Genomic DNA, 22184 nt, shown 5'->3' on the forward strand with positions numbered 1-22184 from the left:
CAACCACACATCATTCTCGGTTTGATAGGTGAGGTCTAAAAAGCCCCAACTGGTGGCAAATTCTGGCGTAATGGCTTCGCTCCAGGCTTCTAAATCATCCTCAGATTCACCAAATTGAACGATGCCACCGCGGGCAATCAACCATAGCTTGCCATCGGCCGTGAACCCCATGTTTTGCAGCCGGCGAGAGCTGTTGCGGTTGTGCTGTACCCAGACATCATCTCCGGGAACCCACGTCGAGTAGAAGTTTCCTCGGGAGGACACCGACACATAGCGACCATCGGCGGAACGGGAAATGTTGCGCAAGACCCCAACGGCTTCGGTGACCATGGCGCGCCAATTCCGCCCTGCGTCTTGGGTGCGGTAGATGGCCCCAATATCCGTGGTGAGTTCTGCAATGCCTTCTCCAAGAGCGGTGATCGTGTCGGGTGACCCTGGCAGTTGATCACTCAGAGGCACGCGAGACCAACTGTCGCCGCCATCGGTGGTGTGTAGAAGCAGGCTGGGTTGGCCCACAATCCAGCCTTCGTTGTTGTAGAAACTAACGGAGTTCAAGTTGTAATTTTGGTCGCCCAAGTCAAGCGATCGCAACTTCCAGTTGACGCCGCCGTCGCTCGTTTCTAAGACAGTAGACTGTTTACCAACGAGCCAACCATGTTGGGCATCCTCAGCAAAGGCAATGTCGAGGAGGGTGGCATCGGTTGGAATACTGACTGTATGCCAAGCGTTGGTGGCCGTTCCTTCTAGATATGCTTTGGTGCAGCCGCTTGTGAGCAACAGGGCAACACACAGAATGACAAATCGAGCGATGGACTTAGGAAAGGACAGCATGATCAATGGGTCTAAGGATTAAGCAATTCTGAACACCGGATGGGCTCCTGTGGGGAGCAGCGATCGCCCTTGATAGGGATGTTTTCTACTTCAGACCATAAAGGCTGAGGAAAAACAAGACGCCAATTCCCAAGGCACTAAAAATGAGAATATTTTTTTGCCCCGGGGTGAGGCGATTCACACCTAGCCCGTAACCTAGGTTTTCTTTAAAGCCAGATGGGTTGCCTGTGGGGCCAATATTGCTGAACTGGCTAGCTCGAGCTGAGCAGACCGGGCATCGCCAAACAATAGATAGATCCTCAAACGGAGTGCCTGGCTCAACTGACCGTCCGTCTCCCTTCACTGGCTCGTACACATAGCCACAGGAGCGACATTCATAACGATCTAAATCTTTAGGATCTAAAGGAGCAGTGGTATTCTCAGCGGACTCGCCTGCCTGACCGGTTGCGTCAGCAGCCGGAGTTGGATTTGTCTCGCCGGAGTCGGCAGCGTCAGTAGTCATGGCTCTACCCTCTGTACGGACAACATTAAAATCTCTGTTAAAGATTATGACATAGAGCGCTGCTCAACCTAAATCATTTCATCAGGCATATAGAAATATGAGAGAGTGAACCTGGGAATGCTAGGATGCTCGTTGCTCGATCGGCCTACGAAACAGCACCCACAGCCTGTCTGTTGATAATTCCCTGTATCCCCTGGAGAGACGATGACTCAGACCTATCACGCCCGAATTTATGTCACCCTGCGTCCTTCGGTGCTCGATCCTGCTGGGACAGCCGTCCAGTCTGGCCTGAAGCATCTTGGCTACGATAATGTAGAGGGTGTGCGGATTGGTAAATATGTGGAGCTGACGCTCCAGGCTGGCACGGCTGAGGAGGCCGAGGGGCAGCTCGATCGCATGTGTGATCAACTGCTGGCCAATCCAGTCATTGAAAACTATCGGTTCGAGTTGGTGGATGCGATCGCTCCGGCGTCTGTATCGAAGTAGTAGAGGATCCCTGCATGAAATTTGGCGTCATTGTCTTCCCTGGATCAAATTGCGATCGCGATGTGGCCATGGTCACCCAGGGGTTGCTCGGCCAGCCTACCCGTATGGTCTGGCACCAAGATCGGGATATTGATGATCTTGATGTGATGGTGGTGCCCGGTGGCTTTAGCTATGGAGACTACCTACGCTGTGGGGCGATCGCCCGCTTTTCCCCTGCCATTCAAGCTACCCTAGACCATGCCCAGAAGGGGAAGTGGGTGCTAGGGATTTGCAATGGATTCCAAGTGCTGACTGAAGTGGGTCTCTTACCCGGAGCATTAGTGAGAAATCGAGATCTCCATTTTGTTTGCGATCGCGTTTCGGTGCGAGTGGAGCGATCGGTACAGCCTTGGACACAAGCCTACCAAACCCAACAGGTAATCACCCTGCCGATTGCCCATGGAGAAGGGTGCTACTATGCCGACGAAGCAACCATCAGCCAGCTAGAAGACCATCAGCAGGTGTTGTTTCGCTACTGCAATAGCGCTGGGGAGCTCACGCCTGAAGCCAACCCGAATGGATCGCTTAACCATATTGCCGGAATTTGCAATCGCCAAGGCAATGTTTTAGGAATGATGCCTCACCCGGAAAGGGCAGCGGATGCCATGTTGGGCAGTACCGACGGCATGCATCTTTTTCAGGGCCTCTTGTCTACCATGTTGATGAGCGTTTAGGAGTTGGCATCTTCTCTCCTCCCATGTCAGGTGATAGGGGGAGATGTCTGGGGGCGTCGGTCTACAACGCCAGCTATTCTGAGGCAGCCGCATCATCTCTCCAGGTTTTTTCAATGCCCCGTTTCCCATAGGTAGACAATCTTATGGGCTCATCAAGTTACGACTAGGGCTATGGGAATTTCACGTTATGCTTATACCCACAACGTGAATGAACATGATCTTTTGGATGCTAGGTTAAGCAAGTGGGTTCAGTGTTGTCATTCTGGTATGCCCACACCTCATCATGGCAATCATGACAGTCGAGGTTTAACCAGCTTGCAGAGATGCCCTCGCCGTGGCTTCAGGGTTGTTCATCCTCAGCCATAGCCAAAGGTAGAGTGACTTAGTGAGCAACACACTCTTCGACTCCGGGAGTTGTTTCTTGAGCTATGTCTTGGTGGCTGCTAAGGCTAGCGTGAAGAGCTTAAATCTCTGATGTAGGCCGTGGGTAGATAAGATGACTCTATGGGGGTGTCGTTGAAGCACTTCAGATAGCCGTGTTACGTTGGGATGCAGTCTATATCTATGCTTCTCAACCTTGAAGCTGTGAGCTAATTTCGTCACTCTACTCTCTACTTATGCCGCTGACTATTCTCGTCGCAGAAGATGACCCAGGGACTCGCCTATCGATCGCCGACTATCTGGAACTAGCAGGCTATCTTGTGATTGTTGCCGAAGATGGTCGGGAAGCCCTATCGGTGATCGAGAAACATTCTCCCCATTTGTTAATCACCGACGTGACGATGCCTTTCCTGGATGGGTATGACCTGGTCAACCAAGTGCGTCGCCGGCCGATGTTTCGCCTATTGCCGGTCATTTTTTTGACGGCTCGAACAAGTACAGAAGAACGAGTCCGAGGCTATAAGCTGGGCTGTGATGCCTACCTGGCTAAGCCGTTTGAACTGGTGGAGTTGGGAGCTATCGTGCGCAATTTGCTAGAGCGATCGCAGATGATCCAAACCGAGTGGCATGTGCGGACGCAGGCTGTCGCGCCCCCAGGACAAGATGCCTCGCGTCAAGGCTCCTATAGTAATGACGCTAAAGCGCCCCACCCCTTAACCACCCTCGATACGCCAGATTTGACAACCCGAGAACGAGATGTTTTGGGGCTTCTGTCGGATGGCTTGTCGAATGCTCAAATTGGCGATCGCTTGCACCTCAGCCCGCGCACGGTCGAAAAATATGTCAGCAGCTTACTGCGCAAAACCACCACGAGTAATCGGGCTGAACTGGTGCGTTTTGCCCTAGAACATCATCTGATCTAGGGCTCTAGGGCTGGCTAACTAGCGCTATTTGACATGGTGGGATCGAGGGTGAGGATGTGGTCGAGCAGCCCTTCACAGGCATCCAGCAGCAGGTCAATCACGTAGTTAAAGCCTTCTGCTCCGCCATAGTAAGGATCGGGAACGTCTCGATCGGTATGGTGCTGACAAAACTCACACATCAGCTTGATTTTGGCGTGATGGCGTTGACTAACATCTAGGGAGCAGATGTCGCGGTAATTCTCCCGATCCATGGCCAGAATCAGGTCAAAGGCATCGAGGTCATCTGCAGTCAGTTGCCGGGCCTGTCCACGCAGCTCAATGCCCCGCTGGCGAGCAGCGGCGGCCATGCGGCGATCGGGAGAACTGCCGATATGATAGCTGGACGTGCCCGCTGAGTCACACTGGATGCGATCGCTGAGCCCCCGCTGTTGAATCAGGTGATTCATGATGTTTTCAGTCGAGGGCGATCGGCAGATATTGCCAAGGCAAACAAACAGAACTTGATACGTCATAGGTGTTTAGAGAAGTGCTATACTCACTGAATAAGGGCATGTAGCTCAGTGGATAGAGCATCAGATTCCGGTTCTGAGGGTCGGGGGTTCGAATCCCTTCATGCTCGTTTAATTTTACAGGTATTCTGCGCCGCTCATGGTGTGGCCTGGGGCGATCGCGTCTGATGAGACTGGTTTCTTGTGCACCATCCCGATGGTGGCACATTGCCGGTGAGTTTGTAATGCGGTTTTCTCAGAATGCACCCTGAGATTACACCATCCCTGAAGACCATAGATTGGTTAGCAAGCGAAAAAATACGGAAAAAGAAATCTAGAAAAGGTTGCTTGGCTAGACAATGATGGGCAATACCCAGTGGCATCTAACCCAAAGATCGGGTATTAAATTAATCTAAGGGGTGTAGGGTTGTGTGCTCAGACAAGGCCTTGTCCTGAAGATAGCTGTGATTCAATGACGCGCTATCTTTGTACCATGGGGTAGAGCAGCAATCGAACGCAACCATGAGCGATCGCCCTTTTGCTGTTGGTTCAGATGAATAGATGGTATTAGCGGTTACGTTTACGGATCCTTCAACCCTTTTGCTGTAACGTTTAGCAACGCTTCAAGAAATTTTTCCCAAATTTGACACCTTCTGATGACTTTCTAGGAAATATAGATTTAGGAAAGTGTCACAATTAGTGAAGCCCCCTACCCCATGACACCTAGCGGTTGAGATGAGATGAGAAACGCCGCATGAGCTATTGTCTAAACCCCTCTTGCCCTAATCCTGAGAACCTGGCGCACACAGAACTGTGTCAAGCCTGTGGTTCTCCATTGCTATTGCAAGGGCGATACAGAGCGATACAGGTTCTTGGACAGGGGGGGTTTGGAGCCACATTCCTGGCCCGCGATGAAGAGCTACCTGGCCATCCCCACTGTGTGATTAAGCAGCTCCGCCCTGCCGCCTCCTCGCCCAATGTGTTGCTGATGGCGCGGGAGTTGTTTAAGCGCGAAGCCAAAACCCTGGGCAAGATTGGCAATCATCCCCAAGTCCCGCGCTTGCTCGACTACTTCGAGGCCAACCAAGAGTTCTATCTAGTTCAGGAATATATCAGTGGCTCCACGCTGCAGCAGGAAGTGAGGGGCTCCGGACCATTCAGCGAAGCTGGGGTGAAGCAGTTCCTGAGTGAAGTCCTGCCGATGATTCAGTACATTCACAGCCAGCAGGTCATTCACAGAGACATTAAACCCGCCAACTTGATTCGGCGTACAGAAGACAAGAAGCTTGTGCTCATTGACTTTGGGGCGGTGAAGGATAAAATTGACCCAATCAAGGCAGCCGCTTCTGATCAAACAGCATTGACTTCCTACGCCATTGGTACTCCAGGCTATGCTCCACCGGAGCAGATGGCGATGCGTCCTGTGTATGCCAGTGATTTGTATGCCCTAGGTGTCACCTGCGTGTATTTACTGGCGGGCAAGTCACCGAAGGATATGGATTATGATCCCGCTACGGGGGAAATGCTGTGGCGAGACTATGTGCATGTGAGCGATCATTTTGCCAGCGTTTTGGAGAAGATGCTGGAAGTCTCGGTGCGCCATCGCTTCCAGTCTGCTAATGATGTCCTACGGGCGTTAGATCTGGAGCCCTACATGGATAGTTTGGCCCAGAGTATGGTGACGGCCAACCGTCCGCCGCGATCGCCCAAGTCTGGTATGGGGCGGACGATTGGCAACAGTAATGAAATGTCTACATCGTCGCCCACCTCGCGCATTGCGGCGGCTATCCGGGCTCGCCAGTCTCGTAATGCATCTGATGCTACCAGTCTTCAGCCTGGAGCGTCTCGCCATCAGCTTTTGCGCAAGTCGTCGTCCACCTCTTCAGATACGGCTACGGGTTCCACGAGTTCGTCGCGAGGGGGGAGCGCCAAAATCATGCCGCGTTTGACGGCGGAGGAGCTGCTGGAGGCCTATAGTAAGGGGCGGCGCGACTTCACCTCTCACAACTTGGGGGGCTTGAACTTGCAAAAGGCTGATCTCTCGGGAGCAAGCTTCCACCAATCGAAGCTGCAAAAAACAAACTGCCAAAATGCTAACTTGTTTAATGCCGATTTTGGGCGGGCGAATTTGAACCAAGCGGTCTTAAAAAACGCCAACATGGCCCGAGCGTACCTGAGTCATGCGGATCTGGGCGGAGCAAATCTACGGGGAGCAGATTTGAGCTATGCCTACCTGAGTAATGCCAACTTGCGAGGGGCCAATCTCTGCGGGGCAGATTTGACCGGGGCCAAGGTTTCCGATGAGCAGTTAGCTACAGCCCGCACCAACTGGGCCACGATTCATCCCAGCGGTAAGCGGGGATTTTGGTAGAGTGGTAGCAATGAATGGGCACGCCTAGGCTGAGGTTAGATGGCAAAATCACCGCGCGATCGCACTTCTCCCGTAAATCCCCGACTCGATGATGAAATGATGGCTCGGCTGCGGGCGGAGGTGAAAGCACCCTATCGGGGGCTGAGAATTTTTGTGTATGGGGTTTGTGGAGCTTCGGGGTTAATTGGAGCCTTCATTTTTCTGGCAGAACTGGCGGCAGGACGAGCCTCGGCGGCTACGCTCCCTAACTTTGCATTGCAGGTAGGGGTTGTGGCGCTGATGATCTGGCTGTTTCGCGTGGAAAAGCGGGCGGAGCAGAAGCAGATTGAGCGGGACGATCGCAACGATCGCACCTAAGGGGGCTCCTCGATCGCTTCTCCTAGGGTGAACTAAATCCCCACAGGCGATATGTTTCCCTGCTGGCCAGGGCAACTTTTGATCGATGCGAGGCGTCAGGGAAGGTACTGTTGGCGTTGTGGGAGACGAGAAAGATGGGTCGTAAGCAAACCGGTCGCAATCGATGGCTATCCTGGTTAGGGGCCTGCTCGGGCTTCTTGGTGCTGGGATGGGGAATGCCCGAAGCGATCGCGGCAGAGCGGATTGTATTTCGCTACGCTGGATTTGAGCGTAGTTTATCGGTGGAGGAACTTGCGGCATTTGCCGAGACCGGTGAACTGTCGTCTGATCTAGAGCACTACACCAATCGCACTGATAAAGATCCTGAGGAACTGCAGCGGGCCTTGGTGCGTCCCATTCCCATGAGACTTGTCTTTTTAGATGTGGCGTTGAACTCTTGGGTGGGTGAAATGTTGTTAGAGCGGGTAGGACAAACTATCCATACCTCGTCGGGAGAAGCCAACCAAGAGGCGTTACGGTCAGCCTTAATTTTGTCAGCTAGTGATGATGATGCCATTAGTTTGATCGAAGTCATCCAAGCCTATCCGACGGAGGAGGTTTATGTGGATGGCGAGAATCTCTTAGAGACCTACTATCAAGTGAGCCGTTGGAGCGATCGCGCCCAAGAACTATTTGAGATGATGGAGCGCTTCAACCCTTCCCAAGAGGAATAATCCTATCGTCGAGGTTGATTCGACAGCGATCGCTCAGCGTTCAGGAGCAGGTTATGCATTTGTCGAGCGGTATGAGGTTCGACAGAGATGGCGCTAATCCCCCATTGAATAAAGGTTTGCAGCAGATTGGCATCCTGTAGGGGAATTTGCCCGCAAATGGAGCAAGGAATCTGCAACTGCTTGGCTGTGCGTACTAATTGAGCGATCGCCCGCAGCACGGCGGGATGCCGAGTATCCAACCGAGACGAAAGACCTGGATGCTCGCGATCGATCGCCAGCAGCAGTTGGGTGAGGTCATTGGTGCCAATGGCAATGCCCTGCACCCCGGCTTTGACGTAGTCGGGCAGCAGCCAGACGACGGAGGGAACCTCGGCCATAATCCAGATTTGAAAAGCCTGGACTTGGGTCAAGCCGGTGCGTACTGCCCACTGATGGCAAAATTGAAATTCTTCGACGGTACGAACGAACGGTAACAATAAATTGATGTTCGTGTAGCCCATCTGCTGGACTTGGCGGATAGCAGCGAGCTCCAGTTGAAACCAGGCGGGGTTGAGCGTATAGCTTAGGGTGCCGTGCATTCCTAGAATAGGATTGACTTCCGGCGTCAGGGTAGGGCTGCCTCTTAGCAGTTGGTATTCATGGGAACGCATATCCAGCGATCGATAAAAGACGGGACGAGGAGCCATGGCTTTGGCCAGCCGCTGCAACTGTTCGACCAGGCGCGCTTGGATGTGATGAGCTTGGTGCTGGGCAATCCAATCGAGGGGATGGCGCTGCTCAATTAACTCCATTAAGGCAATTTCAGACCGCACCAGTCCAACACCATCAATGGGTAAGGTTTCTAGCTGGGGCAGACTGCTCCAGCGGTTGAGATTCACCCAGAGCTGAATGCGGTGGGGGGAGACGGTGGCCACGGCTGAACGATCGGCAGGTGGCGACTCTAACTCTTGCTTGGAGGATGTTTCTAGGGGAGGGATGGGTGGATGGTTGCCTCGGTAGATACCGCCGCGATCGCCATCTACGGTAATGCGATCGCCGGTGTGTAGTTGCTGGGTGGCATTGAGAACGCCGACGACGGCAGGAATACCCACCTCGCGGGCCACGATCGCCCCATGGGACGTAATCCCGCCCTGCTCTGTCACAATGCCAGCAATGTGATGCAGTTGCGGTAACCAGGTGGGCATGAAGACCGTGGCTACTAAGATACAGTTGGGGGGGAGGTTAGGCAGCGTGGTGTCGCGTTCATTGGCGACCCAGACCTGCCCTGAGATTTGCCCTTGGGCGACCCCAATGCCCCACAGCGTTGTCTCCGGTGATGGTTGAGGAACGGGCTGATGGGCGAGGGGCGTAGATGGTGCTATGGATGATGAATGATAGGGGCGGGTTTGTGGCGTGATGTGACTGATCCACAGGGCTGGACTGGGAAGGAGCGAGGAGAGAAGCCAGTTGACGCGAATAGGGCGAGGGTTTTGTTGGGCGATCGTGCGGGCCAGCTCGATGAGATCTGCAAGGTTGGAGGGAGATAAAACGGCTGCTCGTTGGTCGGATGGATCGATCGCTACTAGGTCTAGTCCTGGCTGAATAGCGGGAATAGGTGCAATAGCTTCATACGCTGCATCGGGTAAGCGGACGGCACAGCGATAGAATTTTTGCTCCACTTTTTGTTCAAGGATTTGACCTGTAGCTAGGTCAATGTGATACCAATCAGGACAGACTTCGCCCGTGGTGATGGCATGATCGATCCCCCAGATGGCGCGAATGTCCAGGCTCTGCTCGTTGAGATATAAGTCACCGGAAAGGTCAGGGGTGGCGATCGGTTGAACTAGGATAGCCAGTTGGATATGTTGCAGGCTGATGCCTAGGCGTTGCCAATAAAATAAACTTTTGGCGCTAAATAAATCGCTCCATAGATGGCGCACTCCTTCCCGCAAACCTAGTTCTGTGAGGGGATAGATTTTGGCATCAATCAGGCTTTCGGTGGATGCCTCTGGTAGGAAGTAGCCAACTTCCGGTGAGAGGGCCAGGGATGGTTTCAGCACCACTTGCTGAGACGACCAGTTTTGGGCAAGGTGCAGTACTTCTTCAATCCAGTGGGTTGTAGTGAAAGGGGTGGTCTCGATTCCTTGGCGAATGGTACGGGCGATCGCTTGCAGTTGCCGAGGATCTTCAACTTCGATATGCAGGGTGGAATTGGGGAGATCGGCAAACAGGGGTTCCAACCAATCGATATGTTCTAGAAAATCGTTTAGGACGGATGCGGTAATCACAATCCCAGGTAGCACAGGGTACCCCTGCTGCAGCGTTTGGGCCAAATGAAATGCGGTATCCCCAACCTCTGGACGATGGGTAGCTTGAATGTGATCCAAGGTGTAGACATGCATTGGAGTGATGACCTAATCCGCAAATAGCTACCGTGGGATGCTAAATCGTGTTGTGATGGTGCTTATGTCAAAGAGAGCAGGCTGTGCTAAGGCTGGTGCGGCGAAGAGTGGTGGGCTATAGGCGAGGAGAGAGTTTGGAGGCAAGCCCTGCAGATGTTTAGTTTACCCAGCCGATGAAGGATTGAACGGTTCATGGAGGACAGGAATGGTGGCGTCTTGGTGACGATCCGTAACAGTGTCTAAGGTAGCCCATTCAGCGGACTGAAACAGCCAGCCGATGAGATAGAGCGATCCGCATAGGATGACGCTAGGGGATTGGGGTTGCTGGCGTTGACTGGCGGCGATCGCTGTCCTCAGCCCCTCTATGGGATTAGTGTAGCTTGCGCAATGGCCTAAGGCTGGGCAAACGGTGTGGGCGACCTCCCTCAAATGCTGAGGATCGGCGGAAGCATGGCCTGGAATCTCAACCAGCCAGAGGCGATCGCCTGAACGCAGCAACGGCTGCAAAATATCCGCATGGTCTTTGGTTGCTAACAGTCCTATAACCCAGTGGATGGGAGCATGGAGGCGATCGCCTCTAGCTATACATTGATCGACATACTGCCGCAGGGCAATGGCTCCGGCTGGGTTATGGGCTCCATCCACTAAGATCGAGCAGCCCGACCAAGACAACCACTGTAACCGAGCGGGCCAGCGCACCTGCCGTAGACCTTGGTCAAAATGCTGGGTTGAGATCTGCCATCCTTGGCGCTGGAGAACTTGCAGGGCCGCGATCGCCACAGCAGAATTGCTGCACTGATGCTGGCCAGGCAGGGTCAAGGGGTAGCGATAGGTCTGCCCAGGGGGAGCCGGATTGAGGTCTGCTGGCGTGGTGTAGAGCGCCCAACCATCCCCGCAATCTTGGGCCGGCTCCACCCAAACTGTCGGACATTGCAATGCCTCAAGGCGATCGCGTACCACCTGATCTGCCATGGGAGGCAAGGGCCCAATCACCGCCGGACAGTGGGATTTGAGAATACCGGCTTTTTCTCGGGCAATGTCGGCCAAGGTTGGGCCCAAACGTTGCCAATGTTCGAGGCTGAGAGAGGTGATCACGCTGACGAGGGGGCGATCGCAGACGTTGGTGGCATCGAGCCGACCGCCCAAACCGACTTCCATCACGGCTAGATCAACCTGCTGTTGGGCAAAGTACAGCCAAGCAGCGGCTGTGAACACTTCAAACTGGGTGGGACAGGGTTGATCGGGATCAATAGCGCGCTCTACCTCTTGGAGAGCGGCATAGAGATCGGCGGCGGCAATGGCCTGATCTTGAATACAGATGCGCTCGCACCAATGCACTAGATGGGGCGAGGTGTAGCGCCCGACCCGGTAGCCAGCTGCTGTGAGCACGGCGGATAGGCAAGCACAGACAGAACCTTTGCCATTACTGCCTGCCACGTGAATGATCGGTACTCGGTGGTGGGGCGAGCCAAGCCTGGCTAGGAGGTGCTGGATGCGATCGAGCCCCAGATCCACACCAAATCGCTCAAACTGCTGCAGTAGGGACTCTGCGGCCTGATAGGACGGATCTAAGGCGATCGCCTGATGCATAACTTCAACGGTAGACGTAAAGGGTGGGGTTTACAGCACAAGAGCCACAAGTAATCAACATGTTGAGTTGCCCACTTCTATCAGCGTAACCCCTATCACCAACTAAGGGGAACACACTGAGCCCTGCGTGTGTGCTCCCCTCAACTGCGGGTACATCATCAGCGCTGAACCGATGGCCAAGCAGTCTCTAGGCGATCGCCGCTGATCACGCACGTCTGAGTCGCCTACGCTTCGCGGTTCCAAAAGGTTTGAACTTGCTTAAGGGCAGCTTTACCAATGTTATACAAGGCCCAGCTTCCAGCCAAAATGACCGGCAATAATACAACCACAATTCTCCAGTCCATCTGTGTGATCCTCCTCTAAAGATTTATGAATCATTCTCATCTTTGTCTAACATTCTCGGTGGAATTGGGCAATTTTGCCAAGTCTTTGAGTTAAGTTTTGCAACATTTTCAGGGAGTAACGTTCTCCCTGATGGGCTGATATCAAGTCCGGTTGAATGGTCAGTGAATCAGAGTGCCCCCAATGCTGAAGAATTAACGCCAGTCATCCCAGTCTTCATTAAAGATGGACGTATCTGGGAAGGCGATGGGATTGCCTTGTTCCCGCAGACGTTGCTGCAGCCGTTCCAAGTCTGGTTCACCGGCAAGAAGGTTGTCCACAAGATCATAGGGCAATAGATTGCGATCTAGTACAACGTCAATGGTATTGCCCACGGCGACCCCGGATGACCATTCAAAGGAATGGACTCGGTAGGCGGCGGCGGCGATGTGGCTTGTGGCGATGCTTTTGCCAGCCACTAGGAGGTTATCCAGGTTTTGGGGAATGAGGGCCCGCAGCGGAATTTGGAAGGGATAGGCTTGACCGGCCCCTTGCCGTTCTCCAGGACGCTCTATATTGCCCGGTGCTTCTGGGGGATGGAAGGCCATGCAGGGATGGAAGTCGATGGCGTAGTGACCAATGCCTACGGAGTCGGGAAAGATTCGCGATCGCGATCGCCGACTCAAGTTTTCGAGACTCAAGTCGCCCGTGAGCACCGCAAGGGTGTTGCGTCCTGCTAACGCCGTTAAGAGCCGCCGATACATGGCGTCGGGCAAGTTCTCGGCGTAGAAGGGATCGGCGGCGTAGTCAATGCGGGAAATATCGATTTCAGAAATCACAAAGCCGTCAGGATAGCGGCCATCGGGTCGCCCGAGAATGCGACGCCCTTCGCGCATGTAGGGATATTTGGAGAGACCGTGAACGGTGCCCATGGGAGAATCTAGACCGCTCAGGAAGGTGTGGTTGGGATGGCGTTCCTTCACACCCTCACCCAGTTGGGAATCCGTGACGCCATCCACCAGCCAGTGGAAGTAGCCCAGGGAGATTTCTTCGCCGCGACGCAGGGTTTCCACCCGTAGGCCTCCTAGCCAGCCGCCCGGTTCGAGTTGCCCAAGCGATCGCAATTGATCTTGGGTATAGATCAGATTGTCTTCCGCCGTGCCGGGGCGGTAGTCATTGCCCCAGGTCCAGTTCTGCATGGAAATATCACCGACAGCCACCTCATAGTCATAAATACTGCGGTCGGTGCCTTGGGGTTGGGGATCTTGGGCCAGAATGCGACGGTAGGTAAAAACCAGATCGAAATCGGCTAGACGGGTTAGCTCGTAGCTGTAGTAGGGTTCGTACTGGGGATAAAAATCTGGCGGTTCGTGAACCTGGGGTTCTTCGGTGGACTGCATGGCAAAGGTGTAGGTAAACCCTTGGGTGCAGTAGGGATCGTCGGTGGGACTGGAGGAGGAGGGTTCTTCGTAGGAGAGGGCGTCAATGCCTAGCTGGTGGGGCAGATCTGCCAAGGCAATCAGCTCTCCAGTTTCGGTCGCTTCCACCACATACCAATCAGCGACGCGATCGCTCTCTCCCTCGGGAATCAGGGGTTCGAACTGCAGAATAGTTTTCGTGAAGCGATCGGAGTCGGCGTAGGTATAGGCATCCTCTAGGATGTTGGATAGGTGAAAGGTATTGAGTGGTGGGGCGTCGGGGGCAGGCTGGTGCTGAATGGCGATCGCGCTGCGGATTTGGCGATCGCGAATGTCTAGATCCTTGATGACGGTATTGGGAAACCAGTGCAGGGTGCCCTCTCCCTCTCGTTCGGCATCCTCCAGCATGTCCGCTAGCAGGTAATGGCCATCGAAGGGATAGAAACAAGACTCGCTGACCCAACAATCTCCAGGGTTGATGCGTCCATAGTGACGACGGATGCGATCGCGTAATTCCAAATAGCCTCGGGAATAGAATTGCTCCAGTCGTTGGGTGGTGCGTTCATCAAGAGCGGAGGTGCCTTGGGACGAAATCTGCCCGCCCATCCAGTCGGTGAGGTCGGTCAGGCAAACGGTGCGTCCTGCCAATAGCCCTTCATAGGCCGTCGCCACACCGGCTAATCCGCCTCCAACCACCAGAATCTCACAGGCGATGGTGGCATCGGGTAGGCGAGGCGGGGTGGCGATCGCCCCTTGGGGCAGCAGGGCGGCCATGACGCCAGCCAGGGTAAGGGGCAGCCAACGCCCAGCCAAAGCCAGTGGGAAACGTTTTGTCATACAGGTCGCCAGTCAAAAAGGGTAAGACATCTAACCCTATGATGCCTGATGGATCCAAGGGTTTCATCCTCCGATCGGGGCGATCGCCTAGGGATCCTGAGGCTCAAATGCCCATAGGTTGCCGCCTGAGTCTGCCATAGGGCTGAGGGTGCCTTGGCTTTCCAGAACGGTTGTTAATGCCGCCGATGGCCGAAACACAAAGAGCGATCGCTCCTCGTTAGCGAGATCGAACGCCGATAGATCAGGTGGTTGGGTGAGCAGCAGCAGGAAAACCTCATTCTCCAGATCATGGCTCAGCCCTAGGAGATCGCCTCGATTGGTGAAGGTATCCCCCACATCGCTGATCAAGACGGTAGGCTGAGCTTGGTTAAGATAGCTGACAATTTTGTCATTCGGGTAACTTAAATCCTTGCTCCACCAACTGGTTGCCATGCTGCTCATGGTGTTGGATACAATACTGGCCGTGAGCAGAACGGGCAACACCCAGCGCCGTCCCTGGGTTTTACTGAGCACAAAATCTTGGGTGAGCCAGTAGGCAACCACGAGCTGTATGGCTGGAAAGCAAGGATTGAGGTAGCGGGTGATGGCCGATCGCTGACCGCCCAGAATCAGATCGGGCAGAGCGATTAAGATAAATGGAACAACGCCCATGGTGAGCAGAAACAGCCACACCGGTAAAGCCGTGCGGCGACAGATCCTGTAGAATCCTCCCAGAATCAGCACCAGGAACGGCAGCCGCAGCAGAAAGGTCATGGGGTTTTCAAACCCAAAGTCTAGGTCAATAAATAGACTGGTAAAGCTGAGCAGCCAGAACTTTGCCAGACGGTCTAGCCCCATGGGGCTGCTTGTCCAGCTTGAAGTGGCAACCACCTGCCCCACATTGGTCATAAAGACCCAGAGCCACGGTGCAAAGAGGAGAAAAGCGATCGCCATTGCTGCCCCATAGCCCCAGAGGGGTTGCCAGCGACTGCCATGCTTCAGTCGGGCAAAGGTGCCCCTAGCTGGCTCAGCGGCACAGCGCCCCACAACATAGAGCCCATGGGCTATCCAGGTGAGGACAATTAAGGGTTGGGTGTAAAGCCCGGCGGCAACGGTGAGGGCATACAGTCCCCATAACCATCGATAGCGCTGGCGAGCTGCCCGCAGCAACAGCCAACTGCTGAGAATAATCAAAAACGTTTGTAAGCTATACTGACGGCTAGTTTCAGCAAATAAAATATCAAAGGGTGACAGGGCCAGCAGCACGGCGGCGATCGCCCCTACTAATCGTGATTGAAACAGCTCTGCCCCAAGAAGATACATGGCAGGCAACGAAAAGAGGCTGATCACAGCGGCGAGGGCGCGGCTGGCGGCAACCGATCCACCAAACCACTGCATCCAAAATCGCGCCATCACAAAATAGAGCGGCGGGTGTTGAGGGACATCCACGGCCAGCGATCGCACCGTATCGGCGACCGTACTACCGGGTTTAATGGTTTGAAACTGCTGCAGGCTAGGAGCCGCAACAAGCTGATTTTGAAACAGCGCCTCATCAACTTCAATGCCGAGATAGCCCGCTGCCCGTAGAGACGTGTAGGCCTCGTCGTGCCAGTAGATTTTGCCATCAAGACTGACAAATCGAAACAGGATCCCTAGCAGAAGGAGAGTCGCCAGGGCTAGCTTCAGCCAACCGGGACTCATGCGCCATGATGTTAGAGTACTCAAATCATTCTGACTCCACGATCGCATCGGTCATCGCTACTAGTTTAATGCCCAAGTTGCAGGCCATGATGCTGAACATCTAGATTGGGTAACATTCCCCAGCCATGGACGGCGCATCTCATCCTAGAGCCCAGCTCGGGCCAAAGCTGCGTTGTAGATCGCCTCGTTCGCCTGGACTGATTTGAACAAATCGACGATGGGACGCGGATAGTCTACCCCCATCTGCAGGTGCGATCGCCGCTGTTCCTCCGCACTGAGCTTCCAGGGTTCATGGACTTTACCGGCGGGCACCTGGGCGAGTTCTGGCAACCAATGCTTGGCATACTGTCCGTCGGCATCATAATCCTTGGACTGTTTAGCAATATTGAAATAACGAAATCCGCGAGCATCATTGCCCACGCCCGCCGTGTAGTTCCAGTTGCCCCAGTTACTGCAGACATCATAGTCAATCAACAGCGACTCAAACCACTCTGCCCCCATACGCCAGTCGATGCCGAGATTTTTGGTGAGAAAGCTGGCCACATTCTGCCGACCGCGATTGGACATAAACCCGGTCGCCGCCAGCTCGCGCATATTGGCATCCACCAAGGGAAACCCGGTTTTACCCTGGCACCAGAGGTCAAATCGTGGCCAATCCTGTTTCCAATTTATGGGTAACTGCCGCAGTCCTGATGGATAAAAAACGCGATCGCCATGTTTGACGCAGATAAACCGAAAATAATCCCGCCACAGCAGTTCAAAAATAAGCCAATAGGTCGAGTCATTGCTTACCCGCTCCACTTCATAGCGCTGCACCTCCGCCGCAATCCAGCGAGGAGATAAGCAGCCTAGCGCGAGCCAAGGCGAAAACTTAGAGGAATAATCTGCCCCCAGCATCCCGTTCCGCGTTTGCTTATAGCGCCGCAAACAGTCCTGCGTCCAGATATAGTGCTGAAGGCGATCGCGCCCGGCCGTCTCGCCTCCATGAACGTTCCACACCTGTCGCTCATCCATGGCTGGGGTGTCTAGTCCCCAATCTTGAAGCGTGGGTAGAATGCCTATGTCTAGATTTTCAGGTAGGGCTGGCAGGTGAGTAGGCGCTGGATAAGGTAGGTTAATGCAAGAGGATTTTTCTACCTGCTTACGAAACTGAGTAAAAATCTCCGGCGTCTGAGCTATCTCAAAGGGCAGGTCATCGGGATGATAGAGTGTCGCTCCCCAGAACGATCGGCACTCAAGCCCCAAAGACGTCAGCCCTGTGGATACCTGCTGCTCAACCTGTAATTCTTCCGATGTAGCTTCTTGGTGATAATAAAGAGCGATCGCCCCCACCTGCTGGGCCAGTTCTGGAAGCACGTCCTCCGGTTTCCCACAGCGCACAATCAGGTCACGGCCAAGAGCCCGCCACTGCCGCCGCAACTCCGCTACGCTCTCCAGCAAAAACTGTGCCCGAAACGCCCCTGTTTTAGGAAAGCCAAAGGCGGTTTGGCCAAACTGGCGAGGATCAAAGCAGTACACCGGCACAAGGGGCGATCGCTCCTTCAGGGCACGGTGCAGGGGCTCATGATCGTGCAGGCGCAGATCGTTGCGATACCAGATGAGAATGGGAGCTGTCACGGCAGGTGTTTCCAACGCGTTAATCAGGGAGCGATCGCTCCTCTTTGATGATGATAGAATGCTTTACAGAAGTTTACAAATGGCGATTTAAGAAGAACCCAAGGGCATGGCTCCAATATAGGCAGGCCGTGTATCCATGAAGACTCTAGGGATGGAGTCTGCTAAGGTTGCATAGTCGTCTTGAGGGGCAATATGATAGGTGTACTATTTCTAAACGGTACGGATATCTGGCTCCCGTCTTGAGGGCAATTAGAATGTATCGCTTGAGTTGGGAAAGCGTTGATAACTTCCCCATTGCGTATGGTGACCAGCCAGTTTTGAGGTGGCAACATGTCTACCCAAGTTACTATTACCTTGTCAGATGAGGCGTATCGTCGGGCTGAACGCTTTGCGAGGCTTGCCAATCAAGACGTTCTTACGGTCTTAGCCAACACGATTGACAGCGCCATTCCCTTGGTGAGTGATGCGGGTGCAGCGCTGGAACCCATGGCAGAGCTTACGGATGAACAGGTTATTGCTTTCGCTAATCTGCAACTTGAGCCGTCCCAGGATGCACGATTGAGCGAACTGCTTGATCAACAGCAAGCTGGACTCTTGGATTCCCAGAAGAGTGACGAATTAACGGCTCTGATGCAGGTCTATCAGGAAGGATTGCTGAGAAAAGCAACGGCTCTGAGTGAGGCGGTTAAACGAGGGCTAAGGGAACCGTTAGATTCGTGAATCCCATTCCTGAATCGATGCGCCAGCGGGTGCGGCAGCAAGCAGGCGATCGGTGCGGCTACTGCCGAAGCCTGCAAAAATATGTTTTGGGCGTTTTGGAAATTGAGCATATTCTTCCCAAGGTAGCCGGCGGCTCGGATCAGGAAGACAATCTTTGGCTGGCTTGCCGTCTATGTAATTCCTACAAAGGCGTCCAAACCCAGGCTCAAGATCCGGTGACCGGCGATACAGTAAGGCTGTTCAATCCTCGCCATGACCGTTGGCGTGATCATTTTATCTGGACAAATCAGGGAATTTACGTGGCTAGGTTAACGGCAATCGGACGAGCTACGGTGATCGCATTGCGACTCAATAACCCTTATGCTGTGGCTGTGCGGCAAGCCTGGATCTCTGCCGGGTGGCATCCTCCTGTTGAACCTTCATCCTAGGAGCGATCGCCCCCCTGTTAAGGGTTAACTAGGGCGATCGCTCTTCTTCCTCAACGCTTAGGACTCCTTTGATTTAGCCTCCAGCACTTCTAGGCGACTGCGGAGATCCTGATTATCTTTCTTCAGTTGATCTAGCTCTTGCTGTAGTTTCTTCACGGCCTTATCCTTGCCGATAGCATCTCGCACCTTTTGGATAAATTCCTCAGCCCGGCGGCGCACCCGACCATCGGGGGTTTGATCGGCCAAGGATTGGAGAATCGCGATCGCTTTCGGTGTTTCCATGCTGCCTAGGGCGCTGGCGACTGACACTTGGGTGAGGAAGAAAGACTCCCCAGCGAGTTCATCGAGGCGATCGAGGATGCGCTGAAGGTTGGTGTCGGACTGGCCGCTAGCAATGACGCCGAGAGCCCGGATAGCAGCCAGGCGAAGGGCTTGGGGAACGCCGAGGGCAGTGTAGTGCAAAATCAGATCCAGAGCCGCTTCGGAGGTTTTGAGTTTGCTCAGACCGGCGATCGCCCCACTGCGCACGGTTTCATTCCATCCAGCGCGGGTTTCCAACACCGACCGCAGCAGCGCCAGCACCTCATCTTGCTTCGACTCACCATTGAAGTCGCTGGTGGCGACGTGGGCGATCGCTCCCATGGCTGCAGCCTCCACGTAGTAGCTGGCATCTCCCTGCTCAACCACGGGCTTCAGAGCATGGTAGCTGGCCAAAGTTTTGATTTTGCCGAGGGCAGAGACGACGGCGCGGCGTACCCTAGCTTCAGAATCCTGAAGTCCAGTCACCAGCGCCTCCGTAGCTTGATCGAGCTTGATGCTGGCCAGGTGATCCGCCACCTCGGCCCGCACGCCCCAGAACGGATCCGATTGCAGTGCCTCGGTCAGGGCCCGCACGCCTTCTAGTCCGCCTTTCTTAGCGATCGCTTCTGCCGCAAACATGCGAGAGAGGGGATCGGGATCGGATTTGAGCTGGGCTTTCAGTTCTGCCAACGGATAGTCTAGAGTAACGGTCTTGAGCGTATGATTGCCTACGTCGAAGCTGACAAACTGGGGCTTCTTGGGCAGCGGTAGATAGAAGGTTTGCTCCCGCTCATGGAGGCGCAGGGTGAATACCGTGGGATCTGAGGGGCGATCGTTGTAGCCAAAGCCAATGGGCATCTTCAGGTCAAATAGACCATTGGTGCTGGGGGTATCGCCATCCTGGGCTTGGGTTTGAGTCACCGTCAGCTTTGCCAGTTGGCTATCATTATCCCAACTGTAGGACACCTTGAAGTCAGGATGCCCGCCGCGAAATACGTATTGATCAAATAAGAACTGTAGGTTGCGACCGGTGGTTTTATCAATCGATCGCAGCAGATCGATAGTCTCTACGGTTTGATGGGCATGGTCGTTGACAAAAGCGTGAATCGCTCGGGTAAAGAGGTTATCTCCCAACTCCCGGCGGATCATGTGATAGACGCAGGCTCCCTTTTCGTAGATATGGCGATCGTAGAGTTCGATCGCTTCTCGATAAATATGGGTGACCATGGGGCGGCGATAGCGGGAACTGTCTTCGCTCAGATAGCTGCGGGCTTCATTCAGCCGATAGTAGGCTGCTTCATCGGCCCCATACTCGCGCTCTGTCCACATTACTTCCGAATAGGTCGCCATGCCTTCCTTCACCCAGGCATGAGACCAATGCTTAATTACCACCAAGTCGCCAAACCATTGGTGGGCCAGTTCATGGGCAACTAAGCTTTCCGAACCCCGGTTATCAATAGCAGCCCGTTCATCAATCAGGCAGCGATCGGTGAGTAAGGTCGTCGAGGTATTTTCCATGCCGCCGAAGATAAAATCCTCAACGCAGACCTGGGCATATTTCGGGTAAGCATAGGGATAGCCGTAGGCCTGGCTAAAGAATTCAATCATCTGGGGCGTCTTGCCCATGGTGCGGCGGGCGTCCGCTTCCCGTCCCTTTTCGACGTAGTAGGTGACCGGCTTGCCGTTCCACTCGTCCCGCAGCTCTGCAAAATCACCTACGGCCAAGGTCATGAGGTAGGTGGGATGGACTTCCTGCTGGCTCCAGTGGAAAATCTTAAAGTCGCCGTCTTCCTGGGTTTCGATCAGTTCGCCGTTGGAAATCGCCATCAGTGGCTTGGGCACCCGCACCCGAATTTCTGACGTGGCCAACTGTCCCGGATAGTCAAAACAGGGGAACCAGTAGCGGGAATCTTCATCCTCGCCCTGAGTCCACACCTGAGTTGCTTTGTTGGGATAGTGTTCATCCGGCGCGATGAAATAGAGCCCTCGTTGGGGATGTTCCACCCGGTAGGCGATCGCCACGGTGAAGACCTGTCCGGCGCGAGTGGGTGTCAGTAGGCGAATGCTGAGGGATTCCCCATCATAGTCAAAGGGCTGGGCAACGGGGCCGACCTGTACTGTGTCAATCTGGAGATCTACCGCGTCGAGGGTGAGCTGCTCAATACCGTCACAAATGGGCTGGATCTGGATGCTGCAGGTGCCCTGATAGCGTTGGTTGGGGATATCGAGGTTGAGGTCGAGGCGGATGTGCTGAACTTGTCCGGGGCGATCGGGGTTGTAGTGAGGTTTTGCGCCGGGCAGTTCAAAGGACTTATGTTTTGGGGTTTCGGTGTCCAACCATCCTTCAAATTGGCTATGCAACATGCAATCTTTCTCCGCTATGGTCTCTATTGAGCGACTAAACTTTTAGGATAGACCGGTTCTACACAATCGTGCTTGTTTCAGGCGATCGCTTGTTCCTGTGGAATTCCCTGCGATAATAGGCCTGTCAGCCTATCCTAGACGATCTATTGCCCAGACATCGTTTAGCGATAGATGGTATCCTCCTTCTCTGTCAATTTACGTTTTCACTACCGTTTTTATTCCACGTTATCGTCCTATGACATCCGCTCTTAATCCCTCGACCGCCAACTCCTCCGCCCTTGGCCCAGTGTCTCAACTGGTGAATGGCATTTTGTCCATCAAGCCCCTGGCCCAACTTGCGAAAAGCCGCGCCCGCTCCATGATGATCAAGCGAGCCGAGTTGATTGGTGTCTATTGGCCCCAGGAAGTTGCCCAGTTGCGATCGCGGGGTGGCCAGGCGGATCTGTCGCCAGAATGGGACGCGGAGCTAGCGGCAGTCACCAATCCCGAGGTCGTCTACCCCGACTATTACCTACAGTCTTTCCATGCCTACGACGAAGGTAATCTAGGCTGGGAACCGGCTATGGAAGTGGAAGTAGCTGCCTATGCGGTGCATTCTCGTGTATGGTCGAAGCAGGAAATCGCCGATGGCGATGCGCGGCTGCGGGAGAGTTATCACACCCTGCTCAAAGCAGCGTTGCCCAATCCGCCCAAAGATATCCTTGACCTAGGCTGTAGTGTGGGTATGAGCACCTTTGCGCTGCAACAAGTTTTCCCTGAGGCA

At 54.1% G+C, this 22184-nt stretch carries 19 protein-coding genes and 1 tRNA gene; 10 read left to right on the forward strand and 10 right to left on the reverse strand.

The window, feature by feature from the left end:
• Together V6D20_12980 and V6D20_12985 are read right to left on the reverse strand one after the other, a co-directional pair.
• The coding region (locus V6D20_12980; GenBank protein ID HEY9816694.1) for a photosynthesis system II assembly factor Ycf48 at window positions 1-831 on the reverse strand (831 nt) is incomplete at its 3' end.
• Window positions 832-916: 85 nt separating this feature from the next.
• A complete protein-coding gene (locus V6D20_12985) occupies window positions 917-1333 on the reverse strand; it encodes a rubredoxin (GenBank protein ID HEY9816695.1) in 417 nt (138 codons plus the stop codon).
• 204 nt (window positions 1334-1537) lie between these two features.
• Here V6D20_12985 and purS point away from each other — a divergent pair, with 204 nt between their 5' ends.
• The 3 genes from purS to V6D20_13000 all read left to right on the forward strand — a co-directional run bounded on the left by purS (window position 1538) and on the right by V6D20_13000 (window position 3836).
• Window positions 1538-1819: a phosphoribosylformylglycinamidine synthase subunit PurS gene (purS, locus tag V6D20_12990; GenBank protein HEY9816696.1), complete on the forward strand. Its 282-nt coding sequence runs from the start codon at window positions 1538-1540 to the stop codon at window positions 1817-1819.
• A 14-nt stretch (window positions 1820-1833) separates the two neighbouring features.
• Complete coding sequence (gene purQ / locus V6D20_12995; GenBank protein HEY9816697.1) at window positions 1834-2532, forward strand: phosphoribosylformylglycinamidine synthase subunit PurQ; 699 nt, start codon at window positions 1834-1836, stop codon at window positions 2530-2532.
• Window positions 2533-3149: 617 nt separating this feature from the next.
• On the forward strand, window positions 3150-3836 hold the full coding sequence (locus V6D20_13000) for a response regulator transcription factor (GenBank protein HEY9816698.1): 687 nt from the start codon (window positions 3150-3152) through the stop codon (window positions 3834-3836).
• Window positions 3837-3850: 14 nt separating this feature from the next.
• Here the strand turns inward: V6D20_13000 and V6D20_13005 are convergent, their stop codons facing one another.
• Window positions 3851-4348: a low molecular weight protein-tyrosine-phosphatase gene (locus V6D20_13005; GenBank protein HEY9816699.1), complete on the reverse strand. Its 498-nt coding sequence runs from the start codon at window positions 4346-4348 to the stop codon at window positions 3851-3853.
• A 34-nt stretch (window positions 4349-4382) separates the two neighbouring features.
• Between V6D20_13005 and V6D20_13010 the strand changes: the two genes are divergently transcribed.
• The 4 genes from V6D20_13010 to V6D20_13025 all read left to right on the forward strand — a co-directional run bounded on the left by V6D20_13010 (window position 4383) and on the right by V6D20_13025 (window position 7765).
• Window positions 4383-4455, forward strand: a tRNA-Arg gene (locus V6D20_13010).
• A gap of 623 nt (window positions 4456-5078) precedes the next feature.
• A complete protein-coding gene (locus tag V6D20_13015; GenBank protein HEY9816700.1) occupies window positions 5079-6695 on the forward strand; it encodes a serine/threonine-protein kinase in 1617 nt (538 codons plus the stop codon).
• Between the two features lie 39 nt (window positions 6696-6734).
• The gene (locus tag V6D20_13020) at window positions 6735-7052 is read left to right on the forward strand and encodes a DUF3493 domain-containing protein (protein ID HEY9816701.1); all 318 of its coding nucleotides are present in this window, start codon (window positions 6735-6737) and stop codon (window positions 7050-7052) included.
• Window positions 7053-7186: 134 nt separating this feature from the next.
• On the forward strand, window positions 7187-7765 hold the full coding sequence (locus V6D20_13025) for an alpha/beta hydrolase (protein HEY9816702.1): 579 nt from the start codon (window positions 7187-7189) through the stop codon (window positions 7763-7765).
• A 2-nt stretch (window positions 7766-7767) separates the two neighbouring features.
• Here the strand turns inward: V6D20_13025 and V6D20_13030 are convergent, their stop codons facing one another.
• The 6 genes from V6D20_13030 to V6D20_13055 form a co-directional block, all read right to left on the reverse strand.
• Window positions 7768-10146 (reverse strand): putative PEP-binding protein, encoded by a 2379-nt coding sequence (locus V6D20_13030; GenBank protein HEY9816703.1) that lies wholly within the window; start codon window positions 10144-10146, stop codon window positions 7768-7770.
• Between the two features lie 162 nt (window positions 10147-10308).
• Window positions 10309-11736, reverse strand: coding sequence for a folylpolyglutamate synthase/dihydrofolate synthase family protein (locus tag V6D20_13035; protein ID HEY9816704.1), 1428 nt, complete (start codon window positions 11734-11736; stop codon window positions 10309-10311).
• 224 nt (window positions 11737-11960) lie between these two features.
• Window positions 11961-12080 (reverse strand): photosystem II protein Y, encoded by a 120-nt coding sequence (locus V6D20_13040; protein ID HEY9816705.1) that lies wholly within the window; start codon window positions 12078-12080, stop codon window positions 11961-11963.
• 192 nt (window positions 12081-12272) lie between these two features.
• Entirely contained in the window at window positions 12273-14312 is a 2040-nt protein-coding gene (locus V6D20_13045; protein ID HEY9816706.1) for an FAD-dependent oxidoreductase, read from the reverse strand.
• 87 nt (window positions 14313-14399) lie between these two features.
• A complete protein-coding gene (locus tag V6D20_13050; protein ID HEY9816707.1) occupies window positions 14400-16016 on the reverse strand; it encodes a glycosyltransferase family 39 protein in 1617 nt (538 codons plus the stop codon).
• 120 nt (window positions 16017-16136) lie between these two features.
• A complete protein-coding gene (locus V6D20_13055; GenBank protein HEY9816708.1) occupies window positions 16137-17609 on the reverse strand; it encodes a DASH family cryptochrome in 1473 nt (490 codons plus the stop codon).
• 330 nt (window positions 17610-17939) lie between these two features.
• Here V6D20_13055 and V6D20_13060 point away from each other — a divergent pair, with 330 nt between their 5' ends.
• Window positions 17940-18329, forward strand: coding sequence for a hypothetical protein (locus tag V6D20_13060; protein ID HEY9816709.1), 390 nt, complete (start codon window positions 17940-17942; stop codon window positions 18327-18329).
• Window positions 18326-18757: an HNH endonuclease gene (locus tag V6D20_13065; protein HEY9816710.1), complete on the forward strand. Its 432-nt coding sequence runs from the start codon at window positions 18326-18328 to the stop codon at window positions 18755-18757. Before V6D20_13060 ends, V6D20_13065 begins: the two co-directional genes overlap by 4 nt.
• A gap of 57 nt (window positions 18758-18814) precedes the next feature.
• On the opposite strand, the gene V6D20_13070 is transcribed toward V6D20_13065, so the two are convergent.
• Window positions 18815-21421, reverse strand: a complete 2607-nt coding sequence (locus V6D20_13070) for a M1 family metallopeptidase (protein HEY9816711.1) — start codon at window positions 21419-21421, stop codon at window positions 18815-18817.
• A gap of 235 nt (window positions 21422-21656) precedes the next feature.
• Here V6D20_13070 and V6D20_13075 point away from each other — a divergent pair.
• On the forward strand, window positions 21657-22184 hold a 528-nt coding region (locus tag V6D20_13075; GenBank protein HEY9816712.1), incomplete at its 3' end, for a hypothetical protein.

The sequence above is a fragment of the Candidatus Obscuribacterales bacterium genome (assembly GCA_036703605.1).
Classification (GTDB): domain Bacteria; phylum Cyanobacteriota; class Cyanobacteriia; order RECH01; family RECH01; genus RECH01.